The organism is Mediterranea sp. ET5 (assembly GCF_023337025.1).
GTDB lineage: Bacteria > Bacteroidota > Bacteroidia > Bacteroidales > Bacteroidaceae > Phocaeicola_A.
In genome coordinates this window covers 100,715-121,420 of sequence record NZ_JAMBLN010000002.1, presented here as the reverse complement: position 1 = coordinate 121,420, position 20,706 = coordinate 100,715, and the positions used below count along the sequence as shown (strand labels likewise).

The window sequence follows — 20,706 nt, the reverse complement described above, 5'->3', positions numbered from 1 at the left end:
GATTTATTCATGTGGTACTACTTCGATGTTTTCAATGGTGGTGCACTCCAGGTGGTAGTCACCGGAGCCTTGCAACTCTTCCAACAGATTGTAGATCTTCAGACATGCCCAAGCATCAATGGCAGCATAGACCTTCTGACCATCGGACAATACATCCGCTTCCCAATTGGAAAGACGCTGGGACTTCGATATTTTCTGTCCGAACAGGTTGGCATATATCTTCTGAAGGCTCTGATCCTTGATACCGAATTGGTGAACATAGTCCTGCAACTCGATAAAGTTACCCGGAACAAAGTCACTTCTCCGTCGCAAGGCTCCAAAATCATCCTTCAGCGACAGTCCGATTTTCTCCACCGTCTCATCTTCCAGAAAGCGCTTCAACGATTCTGGAAAACCTATATAGTTCAAGCGGAACAAGAAGCAGGTATCGGCAGTAGATATCTGGACCAATGCAACCTTATGCACTTGTCCGCTTACAAAAGACGGACGTGTCTCCGTATCTACCCCCACCCGTGGATAAGTCATTAAATAGTCTATTGCTTTGTTTGCCTCTGCTTCAGTCTGTATGCAGACGATACGTCCTTCAAACATCACTTTGGGCAAAGCGGCCAATTCGGCCTTTGGAAATACATCTCTTATTGTCTTCATTCAGTCGTTGTAATCTTCATGTAACTCTTCTGCGTCATCCTCATCGGCAGGTGCGTATTTCACTTCATGCAAGGCACGCATGGTGTTGACCAATGTTTGTCCCCAATATAGTGCAAAATTCTCCTCACAGATAGCCAGCGCATCGTTCATGGTCTCGTCAAACCCCAAGCGGTAAACGCTGACAAAGTTCTTCACATCCTGATAGATGTCAGCCAAGTCTTCCGAAATGGTCTTGCGGATGGGGGTATCGCTGTAACGCATATCATCCAGAAAGACATCCAGATAATCGTCGCGTTCGCCCATCACTCCCGCCACACTAAGACGCACCACTTCATAATCTGATTCGTTCACAAACGTCTCCGGTTCCGTCATTCCTATGGATTCACAGGGAGGGAGCATGGAAGCTTTCAGATAGAGCAACGGCAGAATCTTCAGTGCCGTGTCTACAAACTGACGGCGAGGTCTGGTATTTGCACGCTCCAGAAAGCCACAGAACTCAGCAGCTACCGTGACAAACTCAACCGTATCACGATGAAATATGACAGAATTGTTAGTGTCCATAATTTCTTATTTTGAGTTGCAAAGGTACTAAAAACACAGCACCCTACAAGCTGTTTCCGCAAAAGAGAAGACCGGACAAAGCTTTCTGTTCAGCTTCCGACAGGCTTGAGACGGTTCAGACACAGGATGCCGACTGCATCTGCCAGGAACCAGCCGATAGGAATAGCCCACCAGATACCCACGACACCGATAGACGGAACGGCAGCCAGCAAATAGGCCAGCACGACACGGGTACCCAACGAAATGACTGTCAGCACGACCGACATCCCAGGCCGTTTGATTGCTCTGTAATAACCGTAAAGCAGGAACAGGCATCCGATACCTACATAAAACGCTCCTTCTATACGCAGATAGCCGGCACCTGTACGGATCAGTTCTGTTTCTCCGGCATCTACAAAGCACATCATCAGCTGCTCTGCAAACATGAACACTGCAACGGACACGATTGCGCAAAACAGAAAGGTCGTCCAGACTCCACTGCGGATACCGTGACGGATACGGTCAAACCGTTTGGCTCCAAAATTCTGGGCAATAAACGTAGAAAAGGCATTTCCAAAATCCTGAGCCGGCATATATGCCAAAGTGTCTATTTTCACCGCGACCGTAAATGCTGCCATTACCACTGTTCCAAAGCTATTGACCAATCCTTGCACCATCAGGATGCCCAGGTTCATGACCGACTGCTGGACACAGGTCAGCAGGGAGAAAGAAGCAATCTCGCCGGCTATGTCGCGACTGAAATGCATGTCGCTACGCCGGATGCGCAATTCGGGCACTCGTCCATAAGTATACATCATGAGTGAAAATGCTGATACGGCCTGCGCAATGACGGTTGCCCAAGCTGCTCCGGCGACTCCCCAGTCCAATGGAAGGATGAACAATAAATCCAACCCAATGTTCAGCACCACTGAAATCGCCAGAAATAAAAGAGGTGTCAGAGAATCTCCGACTGCACGCAACAGCGAGGCATAATAATTATAAAGGAAGGTAAAGCCTATTCCCCAACAGACCGCCCACAGGTATTCACGCATCAGGGTATAGATGTCTGCCGGTACATGCATCAGTCCCATCAGGGGATCAAGCCACAGGAATACGGCAATATTGAGCACGAGAGTCAGCAGCCCAATGAGTACAAAGGCGACAAAACGGCTGCGATGAAGTCTGGTGAAATCCTGCGCACCATAATAAATGGAAAATGCCGCCCCACTGCCCATGCAAAGTCCCAGCTGTATCGAGTTGAGAAAGACCATCAGGGTATAGGATGCTCCCACCGCAGCCAAAGCACCGACTCCCAGAAAGTGTCCGACAATAAGTGTATCTGCCAGGTTGTAGACTTGCTGAAAAAGATTGCCCAGAATCATGGGAACAGCAAAACGGAGCATGGTAGGCGTGACACTTCCGGTAGTAAGATCGATATGCGTTAGCTTCATATATTCAGAATCGGTTTCGGATGCAAAATTAAAAAACAGTTTCGAATTTCTGCCAAGCCCGATCCAAGAGAGCAGAAGCGGGTCTCCGGAAGGAATAGTTCTCTTCCGGCAAACCCGCTACTGGTTCATTTGACAGACTGCGTGATTATTTCAGGCGTAGGAAACTGTAACCGAATCGCTCACAGGCAGCCCGTTCCAATTCTTCGCGTGCCGAGGGCTCGGCAATATCAATCAGGGCCCGTGCCCGCTGTGCCAGGTCTTTTCCCTTAAGGAACGCCACGCCGTATTCAGTCACGATGTATTGAGCCTGTGCCCGTGTCGTCACAACCCCGGCTCCCGACGTCAGAACCGGCTGAATCTTCGAACGGCCCTTATTCGAGGCAGCCGTCATGGCGATGAAGGTCTTGCCACCCTCTGAAAGCCATCCTCCATACATGAAGTCATGCTGACCGCCCACACCGGAGAACATACGTGTACCGATGGAATCCGCACAAATCTGTCCCGTCAGGTCAACCTCAATCGCAGAATTGATAGCCATGACTTTGGGATTCTGACGAATAATGAACGGATCGTTGGTCCATGCCACATCCTTGATGACAATATCCGGATTGTAATCCATATAATCATACAGACGCTGTGAGCCCAAAGCCAGACACGCTACGCTCTTGCCGGGCATGATGACTTTCTTGGAGTTATTGATGACACCGCTTTCCAACAAGGGGACTACCCCATCAGTCATTGCCTCCGTATGCAATCCCAAATCCTTATGGTCATGCAACGCGTCGAGTACTGCATTCGGAATACCTCCTACCCCAATTTGCAGCGTCGCACCATCGGGGATAAGTTCAGCAATGTAACGTCCGATTTTTTGCTCTTTCTCATTCGGTTGCGCAATGGGGAGTGTCACCAACGGGTCATCGACTTCCACGCACGCATCCAACTTGGAAATATGTATCACCGGATCTCCATAAGAAAACGGCATTTGCTTGTTCACTTGCGCAATCAGTATCTTGGAGCACTCCACAGCCGACACGGCCAGGTCTGCTGATATGCCAAAACTGCAGTAGCCTTCATCATCGGGTGGGGATACATTGAGCAAAGACACATCCAACGGAATGATTCCTTCACGGAAGAAACCCGGAATCTGTCCCAGGAAGCCAGGTATCGCCTGCGCCTCACCGCGGGCAACGGCATTTCGCAGACAGTTTGCAATGAACAGGCTACGAGGAATAAACGCATCCCTCAACTCATGCACGGCATACGGGGCATCCCGTCGTCCGATGGCAAAAGCCGAATACATCTCCACACCTTCCAGCTCGTGCCCACGTGCCGTCAGTGCATCCAAGAGGACCTCCGGGATGGAAGTACTTCCCTGAATATAGACTCTGTCATGCGACTTGATCAGTTTCACCGCTTCTTCGGCGGTCATATAATTTGCTTTTATCGCTGCCATAAGAGTTTGCTATTTTTCCATTCGGTTAAAGATTTCCAATCGTTCGTCCAGCAATGCGTAGTGTGCTTCCTTCACCATCGATGTGCAGACCCGTATGCCTTGTTGCTCACTTCCCGTCGTCCGCAGGGAAATGGCCGACACGCCGTAATACAACAGTCGGTCCAACAACTCATCGCCAGTATATCCTTTGCGGCCGATTGTGAAGAAGAAGCCATCGCTGACCGGTTCATCCAGATCCTTGTCATACACGATGTGGAAGCCATGGCGCAAGAATATTTCTTTCAGACGGGCAGCCCGACGGGCATATTCACGCGTCTCTCCCACAAAGTCCAGCGTTCCGTCGCACGCAGCCTTATACATGGCTGCCAATGCATACTGCACCGAATGTGTCACACCCGAAGACAAGGTATAGACCACCACAAAGACAAAGAAACGCCCCAGTGTGTCAATGCCGAACTCTTCTTTCAACTTCGGATAAACCCGGTTATACAGTTCGTCAGAAATCGCCACCGTAGCAATCCGTTCTCCGGCATAACTGAATATCTTGGAAGCCGAAAGCATCAGCATGTAGTTTTTGGTGTACCGCGCCACAGTTGCCTGATAAGGCGGCTCAAAGGGGTGTCCCAGCTCTTTCCGGAAGTCCATGCCCAGGTAAGCGAGGTCTTCAATGACAATGGCATCATACTTTGTCGCCAGTTCACCGACATAGCGCAATTCTTCTTCCGTCAGACAAACCCAGGAAGGATTGTTCGGGTTGGAATAGACAATGCCTGCAATGTGACCTTTTGCCAGAATGCTCTCCAGCTTATCACGCAAGCGCTCTCCCCGACAGTCATATACATCAAATGCTTCCCGTTTATACCCCAGCACTTTTGCCTGCAAAGGTTGTACGGAGAAACCGGGATTGATAAACAATATCGTGTCTTTTTCCGGCGACAGGTGTGTACATACAATGAAAGAAGCAAACGTACCCATCATGGAACCCACCGTCGGGATACACCCTTCCGGTTTGACATCAATATCCAGAAAGGCTTTCACAAAACGCGAAGCCTGCTCTTTCAGTGGAGCGATACCTGAGATATTCGGATAAGACGAAGCGACTCCGTTATCCAAAGCTTCCTTCTGTGCTTCTATGCCAAGGCGGCTTGCCGGCAAACCGGGAGACCCCATTTCGAGATGAATGAACTTCTCACCGGTACGTCGCTCCAACTCTTCGGACAGAGCGACCGTCTGGCGGATTGTGGCATCCCCCACTTTGGATATGCGCATACGCTGCAGCACATCCTCCACCACGTCACGTTGAAACGGTATTCCCATAGCTGCTCCTATTTAGTTTGACCGATTGATGCATGAGCATGTTCCAGCCCTGCACGGAAAGCTTTGAGATTCATCTCTACGATGTCTTCCCCCTTCCGTCCGAAGATACGACGTATACCTTCTTCTATCTTGTCCACATCAATGCCGATGAACGGTGAAGCGGCACCCAGCAGGACAATATTGGCAGCCCGCGGAGATGCTACCTGTTTGGCTATGGCATCCACGTCAATGGCAACGGCATGTTTCAATCCCTGAATGGCGTCCATCAGCTTCCTTTCTTCCGGGTAGTTGGAAATATTGATGAAAGGAACCGTATTGGTAATCAACCAACCGTCTTTGTGCAAATAAGGCAGATAGCGAAGAGCTTCCATCGGTTCCAGAGAGATGATAATATCAGCTTTTCCCAGTGGAATCAAGTCAGAAGCAATGGGTTCGGAACTGATGCGGAGATTGGATTGCACATCACCTCCACGCTGGCTCATACCGTGTACTTCGGCCTGCTTGATATAAAGTCCTTCATTGATGGCTGCCGAACCTATGATAGTAGCGATGGAGAGGATACCTTGTCCTCCCACACCGGAAAGTATGATATCTGTACGCATGATGTTGGGGATTATTGCTTTTTTTGTTTACTATGGCGGCGAGCCGTCTGAATACACTCTCTACGCGGGATGATGACGCTCACTCCACAATACTCTATTTCTTCCCGGATGATATTCTTCATCTCCTCCATGTTTTTCGGAAGGGGTACAACCACCCGGATATGTTCCGGAGCCACACCGATACCTTGGCAAATCTGTTCCAAACGTCCCGTTCCGGCAGAATCCTGTCCGCCGGTCATACCTGTCGTCAGGTTATCAGAAATGACAATCGTGATGTTGGAGTTCTCATTGACCGCATCCAGCAAACCGGTCATGCCCGAATGGGTGAAGGTTGAGTCGCCGATGACAGCTACTGAAGGGAACTGCCCGGCATCTGCTGCACCTTTCGCCATCGTGATGGAAGCTCCCATGTCAACGACTGAATGAATGGCACGGTAAGGAGGCAGGAAACCAAGCGTATAGCAGCCGATATCACTGAATACACGGCTGTTCTCATATTCACGCAACACCTCATTCAAGGCGGCGTACATATCGCGGTGGCCACAACCTTTGCACAGGGCAGGCGGACGGGGGACTACCAGTTCACTGGGCGGATAGACTTCCTCGTCCTTCAGCCCCAGCGCAGCAATGATATTATCCGGCGTCAGTTCACCCGTACGAGGTACTTCTCCGGTTAACCGTCCTTTGATGGTCTTGCCGTTGTCAAGCACACCACGAATCATCTCTTCTACCACAGGCTGGCCATCTTCCAGTACCAGCAATGTATCGCAGGAGGCAGCCATGCGACGTACCAATGCTACGGGAAGCGGATATTGGGATACCTTCAGAACCGGGAAAGGACAACCGTCCTTAAAATGTTCCATCAGGTAATTATAAGCGATACCACAGGCAATCACACCCAACGAATGGTCCGAACCATCAGTATATCTGTTATAAATGGAATTCTCCGCGTCGGCGAGGAAGTCAGCCTGTTGCGCAATCAATGTTTCGTTACGTTTGCGTGCCACAATGGGCATCAGCACCCAGTCACCCGGGTTGGAAGGAAAACTCATCGGATTCGGTTCACGCACTTCCCCCGTCGTCACCACGGCACGGGAATGAGCCATGCGGGTCACCAGACGCATCAGCACGGGCACTTTATGACGTTCGGAGTAATCAAAGGCATACCCCATCATGTCATAAGCCTCCTGTTGTGAGGAAGGTTCGAAGACCGGAATCATGGCAAACTTTCCATAAAAGCGTGAATCCTGCTCGTTCTGGGAGGAGTGCATGGAGGGGTCATCAGCTGCAACGACAATCAGTCCGCCATTGGTCCCTGTCATGGCAGAGTTTACAAATGCATCTGCGGCCACATTCATGCCTACATGCTTCATGCAGACCATGGCACGTTTTCCCATATAGGACATACCCAACGCAGCTTCCATCGCAGTTTTCTCGTTCGTGGACCACTGACGGTGGATATTCCTTTCGGCAGCCAACGGATGTCCTTGAATAAACTCTGTGATTTCAGTAGAAGGAGTACCCGGATAGGCATAGACTCCGGAAAGCCCGGCATGGATTGCACCCAACGCCACGGCTTCATCTCCTAGAAGAAGGTGTTTATCATTCATAATCTTGTGTTTTTTCATGATGCCACAAATGTAGCTTTTCTTTTCGGAGATTCCAACAAGACGGAGAAAAGCATTAGACATATTTCTATTAAAAATACATAATACTACATCTTTTCGTCCGCCTTATGTATCTTATGCCGCCGCATAAGACTAAAATTTTATCAAAAAGTCATCCTGTCCATCTATTGGCAGCCAATCCTACTCCTCTTCCTTCAGGCGGTTGGTCTGCTTCTGTTCTGCCAGTTCCTGCTCCCGCTTCGCAGCCAGCTGCTCTTTCTTCCGCAGCACATATCCCAACAATAATATAATAAGGTAAGAGGCAACCACCGTACACCACTTTTCCAGTTGGCTGATCTCCGTATTTTGGGGAAGGAAATAAATCGCCATGGCAGTCGTGTACACAAACAAGATAAGAGGCAAAACCCGGGATTTCTTATACTTTCTTTTCATTCGCATAGATTTTTATAGTAAAAATGACGGGGCAAAAGTAGCAAATAAAACGTACCTTTGCGCCAATTTAGTTTGAAGATATTATGTCACATTGTATGAAACGTCTTTGCCTATACGCCCTCTCCTCGCTTTTCCCTGCGTTATTGCCGCTACATCCTGTCAAGGCCCAGTCGGAGGTATTCTCGCTGACAGAAGCGTCATGCCGCCCAAAATATGAGACGCGTGCAGTATGGATCACGACGCTTGCGGGACTGGACTGGCCACGCATCAAAGCAACTTCCCCAGCCAGCATGCGACTTCAGCAAGAAGAGTTGTGTCGCCAACTCGACTCCTTGAAGGCTGCCAATTTCAATACCATTCTTTTCCAGGTCCGTTCACGCGACAATGCGCTCTACCCTTCCCGGCAGGAGGTTTTTACGGATGTCCTGACCGGGACGCCGGGACAGTCTCCGGGATACGATCCCTTGGCGTTTGCCATTCGTGAATGCCATAAGCGTGGAATGGAACTGCATGCCTGGGTCGTAGCAATCCCTTTGGGAAGTGACCGGCAGGCAAAAGAATTGGGCGAACGCTCTTTTGTCAAGAAGCATCCGGAAATGTGCATCCGTTTCCGAAAGAACTGGTACCTGGACCCGGGACATCCACAGACCAAAGAGCATCTGTCCGGGATTGTGCGGGAGATTGTTACCAACTACGAGGTTGACGGTATCAACCTGGACTATATCCGCTATCCCGATCGTCCCAAAGGCTTTCCCGACCAGCGTTCCTTCCGGAAATACGGTAACGGGAAAAGCCTGAGTCAATGGCGCCGTGACAACATCACGGAGATTGTCCGCAGCATCTATCACACCGTGAAATCCATCAAGCCCTGGGTCAAAGTGGGCAGCTCCCCCATTGGGAAGTATGAAGATGTGGCACGCTATTCCTCACGCGGCTGGAATGCTCGCAACGAAGTCTTTCAGGATGCGCAGCAATGGGTAAAGGAAGGCATCCAGGACGTGATGTTCCCCATGGTCTACTTTCGCGAAGATAATTTCTATCCTTTTGTCCTTGACTGGCAGGAAAACGGCAACGGACGTACCGTTGCACCGGGACTGGGCATTTATTTCCTTGACCCGAGCGAAGGCAACTGGCGGTTGCAGGACGTGTTGCAGCAAATCTATTTCACACGCTGTGCACGTGTTCCCGGACAAGCGTATTTCAGGTCCCGTTTTTTGCTGGACAACACCCAAGGAGTGTTTGACGAAATCAAGCGGAATATCTATACTCATCCGGCCCTGACTCCCCCCATGAGCTGGCTGGACAGCATTCCGCCTGTCGCACCGACGGGCCTTCGGACGGAGGTACAGGGAGACAGCCTGATACTCTCCTGGAATGCTTCTACCGACCCGCAGACCGACGGACGTCCGGAGGGTCCTGTACGCTATAATCTATATGGGAGCAAAGAGCGGGAAATAGATATCGAGGATACACGTAACCTGCTTCAGCCCTATATCTATGGCACACGCTATGCCCTACCTCTCAGGCAGGTGCAAGGACTGCATTTCACAGTTACTGCAGTAGATGCCTACGGAAATGAGAGTATCCTTCCTCCCACCCATCATCCGATAAAGGCCCATCTCCCCTCGAAAGTGTCTCCTCTGGAGCTGCCGGCACTCCCCCAGGCCACCCATCTGACGGTTACAGACCTGTATGGAAGAATCATATGGCAGGAGCCTTACACACGGGAACTATCCATCGGACGCTTCGCTCCGGGAGTCTACTATGTGCTGATTCAGGATAAAGCGCAGAGAACCCTGCAAAGACTACAGTTTACCCGATAAAGGAATTGCCCAAAGGGCGGCGCGGTAACAGGTGCCTGCCCCAATGGGAGTCAATGACAAATAACCGGACTCCATACGCCCATCCTTCACGACCGGAGGATGGGCTTTCTCTTGTCGGCGATGGTCTTCCTGCAAATCCGAAGGAGTCTTGAAACAGTCTACCCGGAATATTCCTTCACTTCGGGGAGAAAGCCAGCGGGTATACAACCGATGAGCCACCATCCCCATATTCATCCGCAGGTTTATCTCCACACAAGGGTGAAGGCGATAAAATGGAGCCTGTTCAAAGGCACAAACCATCATATCTACTCCCAAATAGCCGACATAGGATTGTCCTAACATCGCCGCCAGCCTGACACACAATTCCTGCTGTACCTCTGCCAACAGCGCTGCGGGAACATAGCCGGACAGTGCTGCAACAATCCGTGCATCCGACTTCAGGACGTTTCCTTTATAGGCTCCGTTGGCATCCGTGTTAAATAAGGAATAACCCTGAAAGGACACCTTGCCTGCCCCGTCGGCGTAGAACTCCATGGCAAAATCTGCCACCTTCTGATAGTAGGGTTCCACGACGACAGCTCCTTGCGCGTACAGTATCCGGCTGCACCAGTTTGCCACAGGCTCCTCCAACTTTCCGCTGTCCAAACGACGCAGCCCTTTTCCACTCCCGGACCAGGGAGCCTTCAGTAACTTCCGCGGCGTCGGGCACCCCTCATAGGAAGGTTTCAGCTCTTCATTGATTTCTTCCAACGAACGACAAGCCCGGGAGACTCCACACCTCCCCGGCGCATCTGCCAATTCGGAAAGAAGTTCCACGGCCCGCAAGCGGGAAGCCAGGAACCGACGTTCCTCCAGAAGTATGTCCCCAGGCAACAAGGCATCCGCTACTCCCTGTTCCTTCAACCGATGAACCAGCGCACGATTCCACCCCCAAGGATGTATCTCCCGGCAACGGCCCCATCCGTCCGTCAGACATCCCCACTCTGCACGCGGACATACCGGCAGGGTCTGTACCCATTCTTCAAGCCTTCCGGTAGAAGGAAGGGCCACAAACGAATCGGCGTCCGGCACCACCCATGCCGGTAGCCAGGACAGGTCATTTGCCATTTTCAAGGCTGATGCCGGGGCCTGATAGTAGGCGCTGTTGTTGCCCAACGCCATATCATGGTCCGGATTGAACAAATAAAGATTCATCTTCTTACAGGTTTCATGATTGCAAAGGCAAATATACGCAAAGAATACAGACTCTCCGGTTTCGACAAAATCAAAAAGAAATCATTCCAGCCCGTTTGCTTGACAGAATTGCTTAAATCGCCTCTTCCCGCTAACCGGCATTTGTCGATATCGACACCAACCAGCGTTCAACTACTAAATAAGCTTAACAGATACGCCTGTAAAGACGTGTTATTTTAGAAAACTAAACATTTCATTTTCGAAAAACAGACAAAACGTGCCCGGAACAATATTGTTTCGCGAGCCAAACAATATTGTTTGCCGCGTCAAACACATTAGTTTCATGCCCCAAACACTATTGTTTCGTGCCCAGAAGTCAAATCTTTGGAAAATAGAAATGAAGAATCGTGAGTTTCATTCTCTGGAAGGAGTGCGAAGTCAACAAATCGGAAGGTATCATAAAGCATCATGTCTCAGGCATAAAGTATCCCAAATAGAGATTTGCAGGGTAGTATTCCTCCAGGATGAAAGCATTAGAGCATAACCAATGGAAATGTGTATTTTGCGAATCGCCTGAGAAGGCCTATTTTGGGAATCGGATCGTCCTTTGCGCCGAAAATTGCCATTCTGGAGGCTTTCATTTGACATTCTGACACTTTATCCGGATACACCAGTTTACCCTGATTCGGGAATCCGGGAAGTCCGCTCCATCCTCTGTGTCGGCAGGCTCTCTAACGTACGAAAGCCTATCGGAAGCATTCGCAGTTTCACAGATTTTTTTTTGCAATCTCCACTTTGCAATTCTTGAAATATGTATTACCTTTGCAACAAACTAATTAAGCAAGGGAATGGAAGCCTTTTACCAAACGCATGCCTACTTGGTGGAACATACAAATGCCCCGGTTCGTCGCACTCTCATGGATGAGATTAACTGGAACGATCGCCTCATTGGCATCAAAGGCACGCGCGGCGTAGGCAAGACAACCTTCCTCCTGCAATATGCCAAAGAATATTTCGGGAGTGACCGTTCATGTTTGTACGTCAACATGAACAATTTCTATTTTCAAGGTGCAAGTCTTGTTCAGTTTGCCGGAGATTTTTATCGAAATGGAGGCAAGGTGCTGTTGATCGACCAAGTATTCAAGCAGCCGGGATGGAGTGAAGAGTTGCGTCAGTGCTACGACCTCTATCCGGGATTGAAAATCGTCTTTACGGGTTCGTCCGTAATGAGACTCAAGAGCAAGGAAGAGAATCCGGCACTTGTTGATATTGTCAAATCTTATAACCTGCGAGGTTTTTCCTTCAGGGAGTTCCTCAACCTTCAGACAGGGAATCATTTTCCAGTATATACACTCGATGACATCCTCGCCAATCACGAGCACATAGTAAAAGAGATATTGCCCAAGGTACGTCCACTCAACTATTTCCAAGATTATTTACATCATGGCTTCTATCCATTCTTCTTGGAGAAGCGTAACTTCTCGGAGAATTTGTTAAAGACCATGAACATGATGATTGAGGTGGATATCCTTCTCATAAAACAAATTGAGTTAAAATATCTCTCCAAAATCAAGAAATTGCTATATTTGCTCGCTGTAGACGGTCCATCTGTTCCGAATGTCAGCCAACTGGCTGCGGACATACAGACTTCAAGGGCGACAGTCATGAATTACATCAAGTATCTGGCAGATGCACGACTCATCAACATGGTTTATCCGAAGGGAGAATCCTTCCCCAAGAAACCCAGCAAGATCATGATGCACAACACCAATCTGATGTATTCCATCTACCCGGTCAAAGTCGAGGAACAGGATGTACTGGAAACCTTTTTTCTTAATACTATGTATAAAGACCATAAGCTTTATAAAGGCGACAAGGGTATCTCCTTTCTGGTAGATGGCGAGCAACCGTTCCGCATTTGCAACAAAGGATGTAAATTCAAGAATAACCCGAATGTGGTATATGCCATGCATCACACGGAGGTGGGGCATGACAATCAGATTCCGCTTTGGCTCTTTGGGTTCGTATACTAGCAACCACTGAAAAACAAGATAATTAAACTGAGATTTTTTACTAATAATTTAACTGTTATGACTAAACAAAAGAAATTTATCACCTGTGATGGTAATGAGGCTGCTGCACATATCTCGTATATGTTCACAGAAGTAGCAGCAATCTACCCCATCACTCCGTCGTCTACCATGGCTGAGCATGTGGACGAATGGGCTGCGGCTGGTCGTAAGAACATCTTCGGCGAGACAGTCTTAGTGGAAGAGATGCAGTCAGAAGCCGGTGCAGCCGGAGCCGTTCACGGTTCTCTGCAGGCCGGTGCCTTGACTACCACTTACACGGCGTCACAAGGTCTCTTGCTGATGATTCCTAATATGTATAAGATCTCTGGTGAGTTCTTGCCTTGTGTCTTCCACGTTTCAGCCCGTACACTGGCTTCTCACGCACTCTGTATCTTCGGTGACCATCAGGACGTGATGTCTTGCCGTCAGACCGGATTTGCCATGTTGTGCGAAGGCTCCGTACAGGAAGTGATGGACCTTGCAGGTGTAGCTCACCTGGCTTCTATCAAGACCCGTGTTCCGTTCCTGAATTTCTTCGACGGTTTCCGTACTTCTCACGAAATCCAGAAGATTGAAAGACTGGACAACGAAGACCTCGCTCCGCTGATTGACCAGCAGGCGTTGGCTGAGTTCCGCAACCGCAAGTTGACTCCGAACAAGCCGGTAGCACGCGGTATGGCTGAGAACCCCGACCACTTCTTCCAGCACAGAGAAGCCGGCAACACCTTCTACGAGAGCGTTCCTGAAGTAGTTGAAAGCTACATGGACGAAATCTACAAGATTACCGGCCGTCGTTATCACTTGTTCGACTACTACGGTGCTGAAGATGCTGAACGCGTCATCATCCTGATGGGTTCCGCTACCGAAGCAACCCGTGAGGCTATCGACCACTTGGTTGCCAACGGTGAGAAAGTCGGTATGGTGTCTGTTCACCTCTATCGTCCGTTCTCAGCCAAACACTTCCTGGCTGCCGTTCCCAAGACTGCAAAACGCATTGCCGTACTCGATCGTACGAAGGAACCGGGTGCCATCGGCGAACCTCTTTACCTGGACGTAAAAGAGTGCTTCTACGGTCAAGAGAATGCCCCCGTTATCGTAGGCGGACGCTACGGTTTGGGTTCTAAGGATACGACTCCTGCTCAGATTCTGTCCGTATATGAGAACCTGGCATTGCCGATGCCGAAAGACCACTTCACCATCGGTATCGTTGATGATGTAACCTTCACTTCTCTGCCTCAGAAAGAGGAAATCGCTTTGGGTGGCGAAGGCATGTTCGAAGCCAAGTTCTACGGCTTGGGTGCTGACGGTACTGTAGGTGCCAACAAGAACTCTGTAAAGATTATCGGCGACAATACCGATAAATATTGCCAGGCATACTTCTCTTACGACTCCAAGAAGTCCGGTGGTTTCACTTGCTCTCACTTGCGTTTCGGTAACCACCCCATCCGCTCTACCTATTTGGTGAACACTCCGAACTTTGTGGCTTGCCACGTACAGGCTTACCTGCACATGTACGATGTGACCCGCGGTCTGCGCAAGAACGGTACGTTCCTGTTGAACACCATCTGGGAAGGCGAAGAGTTGGCAAAGAACCTGCCGACCCGCGTGAAGAAGTACTTCGCAAAGAACAACATCACCGTTTACTATATCAACGCTACCCAGATTGCTCAGGAAATCGGTTTGGGTAACCGTACAAACACCATCCTCCAGTCTGCATTCTTCCGCATCACACAGGTAATCCCTGTTGACCTGGCTGTAGAACAGATGAAGAAGTTCATCGTGAAGTCTTACGGCAAGAAGGGTGAAGACGTGGTTAACAAGAACTATGCTGCCGTTGACCGTGGTGGTGAATACAAGCAGTTGACTGTTGACCCGGCATGGGCTAACCTTCCCGACGATGCCAAGGTTGAGAACAACGACCCGGCATTCATCAACGAAGTGGTTCGTCCGATCAACGCACAGGATGGCGACCTGCTGCCCGTTTCCGCATTCAAGGGCATCGAGGACGGTACCTGGCATCAGGGAACAGCCAAATACGAAAAACGTGGTGTGGCTGCCTTCGTTCCTGAATGGAATCCTGAGAACTGTATCCAGTGTAACAAGTGTGCTTATGTTTGTCCTCACGCTTCCATCCGTCCGTTCGTTCTCGACGCTGACGAGCAGAAGGGTGCAAGCTTCCCGATGCTGAAGGCTGTCGGCAAGCAATTCGACGGCATGACCTTCCGTATCCAGGTTGACGTACTCGACTGTCTGGGTTGCGGTAACTGTGCCGACGTTTGTCCGGGCAACCCGAAGAAGGGTGGCAAGGCTTTGACCATGAAGCACCTCGAAAGCCAATTGGATCAGGCTGCCAACTGGACTTACTGCGCCGACAATGTGAAGAGCAAACAACACTTGGTAGACATCAAGGCAAACGTGAAGAACTCTCAGTTCGCTACTCCGTTGTTTGAGTTCTCAGGTGCTTGCTCCGGCTGTGGTGAGACTCCGTATGTGAAGTTGATTTCCCAGCTCTTCGGTGACCGCGAAATGGTTGCCAACGCAACAGGATGTTCTTCCATCTACTCCGGTTCTGTTCCTTCTACCCCGTATACAACCAACGAGAAGGGTCAGGGTCCTGCATGGGCAAACTCTCTGTTCGAGGACTTCTGCGAATTCGGTTTGGGTATGGAACTTGCCAACAAGAAGCTCCGCAGCCGTCTGGTAGAAGCCATGCAAGCTGCTATTGCTGCTGAAGGCACTCCGGCTGAATACAAAGAGGCCTTCCAGGAGTGGCTCGACGGTAAGGATGATGCCGACAAGAGCAAGGCTGCTGCTGCCAAGATTGTTCCGTTGGTAGAAGCTGCCAAGGATAAATGTGAATTCTGCAAGACCATTGCCGAGTTCCAGGATTACCTCATCAAGCGTAGCCAGTGGATTATCGGTGGTGACGGTGCTTCTTACGATATCGGTTACGGAGGTCTCGACCACGTCATCGCATCCGGCGAAGATGTCAACATCCTCGTACTCGATACGGAGGTTTACTCCAACACCGGTGGTCAGGCTTCGAAAGCAACTCCGCTCGGCGCCATCGCCAAGTTTGCTGCTTCCGGTAAGCGTGTTCGCAAGAAAGACCTTGGTCTGATTGCTACTACTTACGGCTATGTTTACGTGGCTCAAATCGCTATGGGTGCCGACCAGGCTCAGACCCTGAAAGCAATCCGCGAGGCAGAAGCATACCACGGACCTTCGTTGGTTATCGCTTACGCTCCGTGTATCAACCACGGTTTGAAGGCCGGTATGGGTAAGTCGCAAGCTGAAGAGGCTAAGGCCGTTGAATGCGGTTACTGGCACTTGTGGCGCTTCAACCCCGAATTGGAAGCCGAAGGCAAGAATCCGTTCTCACTCGACTCCAAAGAGCCGAACTGGGATGCTTTCCAAGACTACCTGAAGGGTGAGGTTCGTTTCGCTTCTGTCATGAAGCAATATCCGCAAGAAGCTGCTGACTTGTTCGCCGCTTGCGAAGACATGGCAAAGAAACGCTATGCTTCCTACAAGCGTATGGCTGAAATGAATTGGAGCGAATAATCCCAATCCTGCATAATCTGAATGAAGGGGTGTGTCGATAACCGATGCACCCCTTTTTTATACCCGACACAAACCAATCGACCTTTTATATGATACAGAAAATCCTCCGGATTGCAGGCTTCATACTGCTGCTCGTGGCAGGAGGTTGTTGTCTCAATTCGGTCCTTCACATTGACAATTATCCGGGAAAAATCTGGCTGCACCGTTGCAACTCGGTAGAGAAATACAGGGAGAAACATCCGCGTTATCCGAACGTGGAAATCGATCTCGTGTTCCGGGACAACCAGCGCTTTGACGTGACACACGACATCGACACCACATTCGGGCTGACTCTCGACTCCATCCTTGCAGAAAGCCTTCGCAGGGGAGGTGGGAACTTCTGGCTGGATATCAAGAACCTGGATGCAACCAACAGACGACAGGTCCTGTCGGAAATGGAAAGACTCTGCACGACCTACAACGTCTCCCCCAAGCAATTTATCCTGGAAAGTCCCGACTGGCGTTCACTCAGCCTTTTTACCCGACGGGGATACTACACCTCCTGCTACGTTCCCTACGACAAGCCTTCCGATCTGGAACGTTCAGAAGTTAAAAATTGCATCATGGAACTGCGCAAGGTGGCCGACAGTCATGCCGTCCGTGCCTTGTCCTTCCCGGGGTGGTGGTACCCGGTCCTCAAGAAGTACCTGCACCGCCCGATAGACCTGCTGACGTGGAAGCACCGCACCACGCAATTCGAGTTCTTCCTCACTCCCATCGGCTGGAAAATGCTGAACGACCCTCAACTGAAAGTCATCTTAATCAAGGATAAAGGGAAGTTTCATCGGTAAAGTCACCCGCCCCTCGCCATCCGGCAGACGAATCCAAAGATTGGACACGATCCTACCCTCCTTAAGCCCGAAGAGTTTGACTGACACGGGATAAGGAGTGTTTTGGGTTAAATACTCCAAAACGGCAGGAATCTTCACTACCGCCTCGTTGCTATCCTACTTTTTTAGTTAACTTTGCAGCCGATTATGAAAAGAATACTCTTTATATTAGCCCTGTTGGCAGGCATGTTCGGAAATGACCTGGCTGCACAAAACTATAACCAACTGTATGAACAGACACCGGACGGTCCGCGCTATATCAACGAGAACGGAGACCGCCAGCACGAAGATACGACGACGGTCGACTCGAAAACCGTACCCATCGGACTCAAGATGTGGACCATCGACCCCCGCTTCGGCAACACGACGGAGGTAGAGGTCGACACACTGATGCACCAGTTCCAGAACGTGCAGTTCACCGACGGACTGAACGGTGAGTACAACTACCTGGGAAACATCGGTTCGCCCAGACTCTCGCGCATCTTCTTTCATCGGCAGGAGGCTTCCCAGTTCGTCTTCACCGACCCGTACGATTACTTCATCGTGCCGGTGGACCAGTTCCGCTTCCTCAACACCAAGTCTCCCTTCGCCAACCTTTCCTACTTTTCGGGAGGTAACCAGCAGAACGGTGAAGACCGCTTCACGGCTTACTTTGGTGTAAACGCCAACCGAAAGCTGAACTTCGGCTTCCGCTTTGACTACGTATACGGGCGGGGCATGTACAACAACCAGGCAACCTCGCTGTTCAACGGGACGCTCTTCTCGTCCTACCAGGGAGACAAGTACGACTACCACTTCCTCTTCAGCAAGAACCACATGAAGATGGCAGAGAATGGCGGTATTGCCGACGATACATACATCACCAATCCGGAAGACCTCCCCAACTCCAGCTCCTACACACCGTCGGACATCCCGACCAACCTGGAGCAGACCTGGAACCGCAACGACAACTTCCACGTCTATTTCAACCACCGCTACAACCTGGGATTCTATGAAGCTCCGGAGGATACGTCTCAACACTATGACAACTTCATCCCGGTGACCAGCTTCATCCATACCCTCCAATACAGCAACTACGAACGGCAGTTCATTGCTTACAACACACCTGCCGACTACTATGCCAACGACTTCTTCGGCAGTGAGTACCAGCGTGACGTCACCCGCCACACATCCTTGAAGAATACGTTCGCCATCGCCCTGCGCGAAGGCTTCAACAAGTGGGCAAAAGCCGGACTGACCGCTTTCGTCAACTACGAGATGCGCAGCTATCACCTGGTCGACACCCTCACTGCAGCTACCGACCGTTACGACCGGAAATATACTGAGAACATCCTGAGTGTCGGTGGTGAACTGCTGAAAGAGCAGGGCAAGACGCTGCACTACCGCGTCTACGGAGAGACCGCCCTGACGGGAGAAGACATCGGTACGTTCAACCTGACAGGACATGCCGACCTGAATTTCCGCCTCTTCAAGGACACCATCCAGCTGGCAGCCATGGCGTACACCCGCCGCATCAATCCGTCGTTCTACTACCGCCACTACCACTCGCGCCACTTGTGGTGGGACAACGACCTGAGCAAGGAGTTGCGTACACGCATCCAGGGCGAGCTCCGCTCCAAGAAGGCAGACATCCTGCTCAGTGTCGGAGTGGAGAACATCAGCAACTATACGTACTTCGACAACGCTGCCGAAGGTTATGACAACAACGGGGCAACCGCCTACCGGCACAATGTACGCGTCAGCCAGTGTGGCGACAACATACAGGTGCTGACCGCTTCGCTGAAGAAAGACCTGGCACTGGGCATCTTCCATTGGGACAATGAAATCACCTATCAGAAGAGCAGCAATCAGGATGTATTGCCCCTGCCCGACCTGTCGCTCTACAGCAACCTCTACCTGAAGTTCAAGCTTGCCAAGAAAGTACTGTCCGTAGAGCTGGGAGCCGACGTCCGCTACTTCACGAAGTATTACGCTCCGGACTATGCGCCTGCCATCGGACAGTTCTACCTGCAAAACCCGAACGACCGCATCGAAATCGGCAACTACCCCATCGTGAATGCCTACGTCAACCTCCACTTGAAACACACACGCATCTATGCCATGATGTATCACGTGTCGGAAGGCATGGGCAAGTCGAACTACTTCCTGGCACCGCACTACCCGCTCAACCCGATGTGGTTCAAGTTCGGTCTTTCGTGGAACTTCTTCAACTAACCAGCCTGCCGCCATGCCATGAAGAAGAAATTCCTGACACCGTGTTTCATTGCCGGAGGCGTCCTGGCACTGGCTGTCGCCTTTCTCTGGCCGGCGGCACCTGCGGCTGATTCCGGCAGCCCCCGCTCCTATGAAGACATCATCCGTTCGGGTGTCCTGCGTGCCACGACGGAATACAACTCCATCGGCTACTTCGTGGAGGACGACACGCTTACCGGATTCCATTACGAACTGCTCCGGGCTTTCGCACGTGCCAAAGGGCTGAAGGCGGACATCAAGCCGGAGATGGAGCTGGAAACACAGATGGAGGGCATCAACCACGGCACCTTCGACCTGATTGCCGGGAGCCTGCTCATCACCAGCGAACAGAAAGACTCGCTCCTGCTCTTTACGGTCCCCATCCTGCGCAACAAGCAGGTCCTGGTACAGCGCAAGCCTCAGTCGGAAGACGACAGTCTCTACATCCGCACCCAGCTGGACCTGGGCGGTAAGACCGTCTACGTACCGGAAGGTTCACCCGTCCAATACCGCATCCGGAATCTTGCCATGGAGATTGCCGACACCATCCGTATCGAGGAAGTACCCAGGTACGGCAGCGAGCAGCTGCTCGCCCTGGTGGCACACGGAGACATCGACTATGCCATCTGTGAAGAGAGCATCGCCCGCAAGCTCATCGGCCAGTTCCCTCAACTGGACATCGACACAGCCATCAGCTTCAACCAGTTCTACGGGTGGGGCGTCAGCAAGGAGTCACAAGCCCTGCGCGACACGCTCAACACCTGGCTGAAAGGGTTCATGAAAACAAAGGCCTTCCAACGGCTGGTAAAGAGATATGTAGCCGACTGACGCACCGCCCCGTCAACTTGTCCCCTTGTCAACTTGTTTCCTTGTCTACACTTTCTTAACTTTGGCAGCGAAAG

15 protein-coding genes are annotated in these 20,706 nt (G+C 50.8%); 6 read left to right on the top strand and 9 right to left on the bottom strand.

The window, feature by feature from the left end:
- Positions 1–3: 3 nt before the first annotated feature.
- The 8 genes from M3087_RS01965 to M3087_RS01930 form a co-directional block, all read right to left on the bottom strand.
- A complete protein-coding gene (locus tag M3087_RS01965) occupies positions 4–648 on the bottom strand; it encodes a 3'-5' exonuclease (RefSeq protein ID WP_106484946.1) in 645 nt (214 codons plus the stop codon).
- Positions 649–1,209: a DUF5063 domain-containing protein gene (locus tag M3087_RS01960; RefSeq protein WP_022384545.1), complete on the bottom strand. Its 561-nt coding sequence runs from the start codon at positions 1,207–1,209 to the stop codon at positions 649–651. It abuts the gene before it with no gap.
- Positions 1,210–1,298: 89 nt separating this feature from the next.
- On the bottom strand, positions 1,299–2,639 hold the full coding sequence (locus M3087_RS01955; protein ID WP_249093361.1) for an MATE family efflux transporter: 1,341 nt from the start codon (positions 2,637–2,639) through the stop codon (positions 1,299–1,301).
- Between the two features lie 145 nt (positions 2,640–2,784).
- Positions 2,785–4,092 carry an acetyl-CoA hydrolase/transferase family protein gene (locus tag M3087_RS01950; RefSeq protein ID WP_249093359.1) on the bottom strand — a complete coding sequence of 436 codons (1,308 nt, stop codon included), beginning with the start codon at positions 4,090–4,092 and terminating at the stop codon, positions 2,785–2,787.
- A gap of 9 nt (positions 4,093–4,101) precedes the next feature.
- Positions 4,102–5,409: an aminotransferase class I/II-fold pyridoxal phosphate-dependent enzyme gene (locus tag M3087_RS01945; protein WP_022384548.1), complete on the bottom strand. Its 1,308-nt coding sequence runs from the start codon at positions 5,407–5,409 to the stop codon at positions 4,102–4,104.
- 8 nt (positions 5,410–5,417) lie between these two features.
- Positions 5,418–6,011 (bottom strand): indolepyruvate oxidoreductase subunit beta, encoded by a 594-nt coding sequence (locus M3087_RS01940; protein WP_022384549.1) that lies wholly within the window; start codon positions 6,009–6,011, stop codon positions 5,418–5,420.
- An 11-nt stretch (positions 6,012–6,022) separates the two neighbouring features.
- Positions 6,023–7,621, bottom strand: a complete 1,599-nt coding sequence (locus M3087_RS01935; RefSeq protein WP_249093357.1) for a thiamine pyrophosphate-dependent enzyme — start codon at positions 7,619–7,621, stop codon at positions 6,023–6,025.
- 198 nt (positions 7,622–7,819) lie between these two features.
- Entirely contained in the window at positions 7,820–8,071 is a 252-nt protein-coding gene (locus M3087_RS01930; RefSeq protein WP_249093354.1) for a hypothetical protein, read from the bottom strand.
- Positions 8,072–8,166: 95 nt separating this feature from the next.
- On the opposite strand from M3087_RS01930, the gene M3087_RS01925 reads away from it, so the two are divergent.
- Positions 8,167–9,894, top strand: coding sequence for a family 10 glycosylhydrolase (locus M3087_RS01925; RefSeq protein WP_410796780.1), 1,728 nt, complete (start codon positions 8,167–8,169; stop codon positions 9,892–9,894).
- On the opposite strand, the gene M3087_RS01920 is transcribed toward M3087_RS01925, so the two are convergent.
- Positions 9,877–11,088, bottom strand: a complete 1,212-nt coding sequence (locus M3087_RS01920) for a hypothetical protein (RefSeq protein WP_249093351.1) — start codon at positions 11,086–11,088, stop codon at positions 9,877–9,879. The genes M3087_RS01925 and M3087_RS01920 overlap by 18 nt on opposite strands.
- A gap of 827 nt (positions 11,089–11,915) precedes the next feature.
- Here M3087_RS01920 and M3087_RS01915 point away from each other — a divergent pair.
- The 5 genes from M3087_RS01915 (at position 11,916) to M3087_RS01895 (ending at position 20,632) form a co-directional block, all read left to right on the top strand.
- Positions 11,916–13,100, top strand: coding sequence for an ATP-binding protein (locus M3087_RS01915; protein WP_022384554.1), 1,185 nt, complete (start codon positions 11,916–11,918; stop codon positions 13,098–13,100).
- Positions 13,101–13,157: 57 nt separating this feature from the next.
- Positions 13,158–16,703 (top strand): pyruvate:ferredoxin (flavodoxin) oxidoreductase, encoded by a 3,546-nt coding sequence (gene nifJ, locus M3087_RS01910; protein WP_022384555.1) that lies wholly within the window; start codon positions 13,158–13,160, stop codon positions 16,701–16,703.
- Between the two features lie 89 nt (positions 16,704–16,792).
- Positions 16,793–17,533: a hypothetical protein gene (locus M3087_RS01905; RefSeq protein ID WP_249093349.1), complete on the top strand. Its 741-nt coding sequence runs from the start codon at positions 16,793–16,795 to the stop codon at positions 17,531–17,533.
- Between the two features lie 186 nt (positions 17,534–17,719).
- Positions 17,720–19,786 (top strand): putative porin, encoded by a 2,067-nt coding sequence (locus tag M3087_RS01900; protein ID WP_249093347.1) that lies wholly within the window; start codon positions 17,720–17,722, stop codon positions 19,784–19,786.
- 18 nt (positions 19,787–19,804) lie between these two features.
- On the top strand, positions 19,805–20,632 hold the full coding sequence (locus tag M3087_RS01895; protein WP_249093345.1) for a transporter substrate-binding domain-containing protein: 828 nt from the start codon (positions 19,805–19,807) through the stop codon (positions 20,630–20,632).
- Positions 20,633–20,706 lie beyond the last annotated feature (74 nt).

What these genes read in the sequence shown, in the direction of transcription:
- M3087_RS01965 (WP_106484946.1), bottom strand. Translation starts at nt 648, where the DNA reads ATGAAGACAATAAGAGATGTATTTCCAAAGGCCGAATTGGCCGCTTTG.
- M3087_RS01960 (WP_022384545.1), bottom strand. Translation starts at nt 1,209, where the DNA reads ATGGACACTAACAATTCTGTCATATTTCATCGTGATACGGTTGAGTTT.
- M3087_RS01955 (WP_249093361.1), bottom strand. Translation starts at nt 2,639, where the DNA reads ATGAAGCTAACGCATATCGATCTTACTACCGGAAGTGTCACGCCTACC.
- M3087_RS01950 (WP_249093359.1), bottom strand. Translation starts at nt 4,092, where the DNA reads ATGGCAGCGATAAAAGCAAATTATATGACCGCCGAAGAAGCGGTGAAA.
- M3087_RS01945 (WP_022384548.1), bottom strand. Translation starts at nt 5,409, where the DNA reads ATGGGAATACCGTTTCAACGTGACGTGGTGGAGGATGTGCTGCAGCGT.
- M3087_RS01940 (WP_022384549.1), bottom strand. Translation starts at nt 6,011, where the DNA reads ATGCGTACAGATATCATACTTTCCGGTGTGGGAGGACAAGGTATCCTC.
- M3087_RS01935 (WP_249093357.1), bottom strand. Translation starts at nt 7,621, where the DNA reads ATGAATGATAAACACCTTCTTCTAGGAGATGAAGCCGTGGCGTTGGGT.
- M3087_RS01930 (WP_249093354.1), bottom strand. Translation starts at nt 8,071, where the DNA reads ATGAAAAGAAAGTATAAGAAATCCCGGGTTTTGCCTCTTATCTTGTTT.
- M3087_RS01925 (WP_410796780.1), top strand. Translation starts at nt 8,167, where the DNA reads ATGAAACGTCTTTGCCTATACGCCCTCTCCTCGCTTTTCCCTGCGTTA.
- M3087_RS01920 (WP_249093351.1), bottom strand. Translation starts at nt 11,088, where the DNA reads ATGAATCTTTATTTGTTCAATCCGGACCATGATATGGCGTTGGGCAAC.
- M3087_RS01915 (WP_022384554.1), top strand. Translation starts at nt 11,916, where the DNA reads ATGGAAGCCTTTTACCAAACGCATGCCTACTTGGTGGAACATACAAAT.
- nifJ (WP_022384555.1), top strand. Translation starts at nt 13,158, where the DNA reads ATGACTAAACAAAAGAAATTTATCACCTGTGATGGTAATGAGGCTGCT.
- M3087_RS01905 (WP_249093349.1), top strand. Translation starts at nt 16,793, where the DNA reads ATGATACAGAAAATCCTCCGGATTGCAGGCTTCATACTGCTGCTCGTG.
- M3087_RS01900 (WP_249093347.1), top strand. Translation starts at nt 17,720, where the DNA reads ATGAAAAGAATACTCTTTATATTAGCCCTGTTGGCAGGCATGTTCGGA.
- M3087_RS01895 (WP_249093345.1), top strand. Translation starts at nt 19,805, where the DNA reads ATGAAGAAGAAATTCCTGACACCGTGTTTCATTGCCGGAGGCGTCCTG.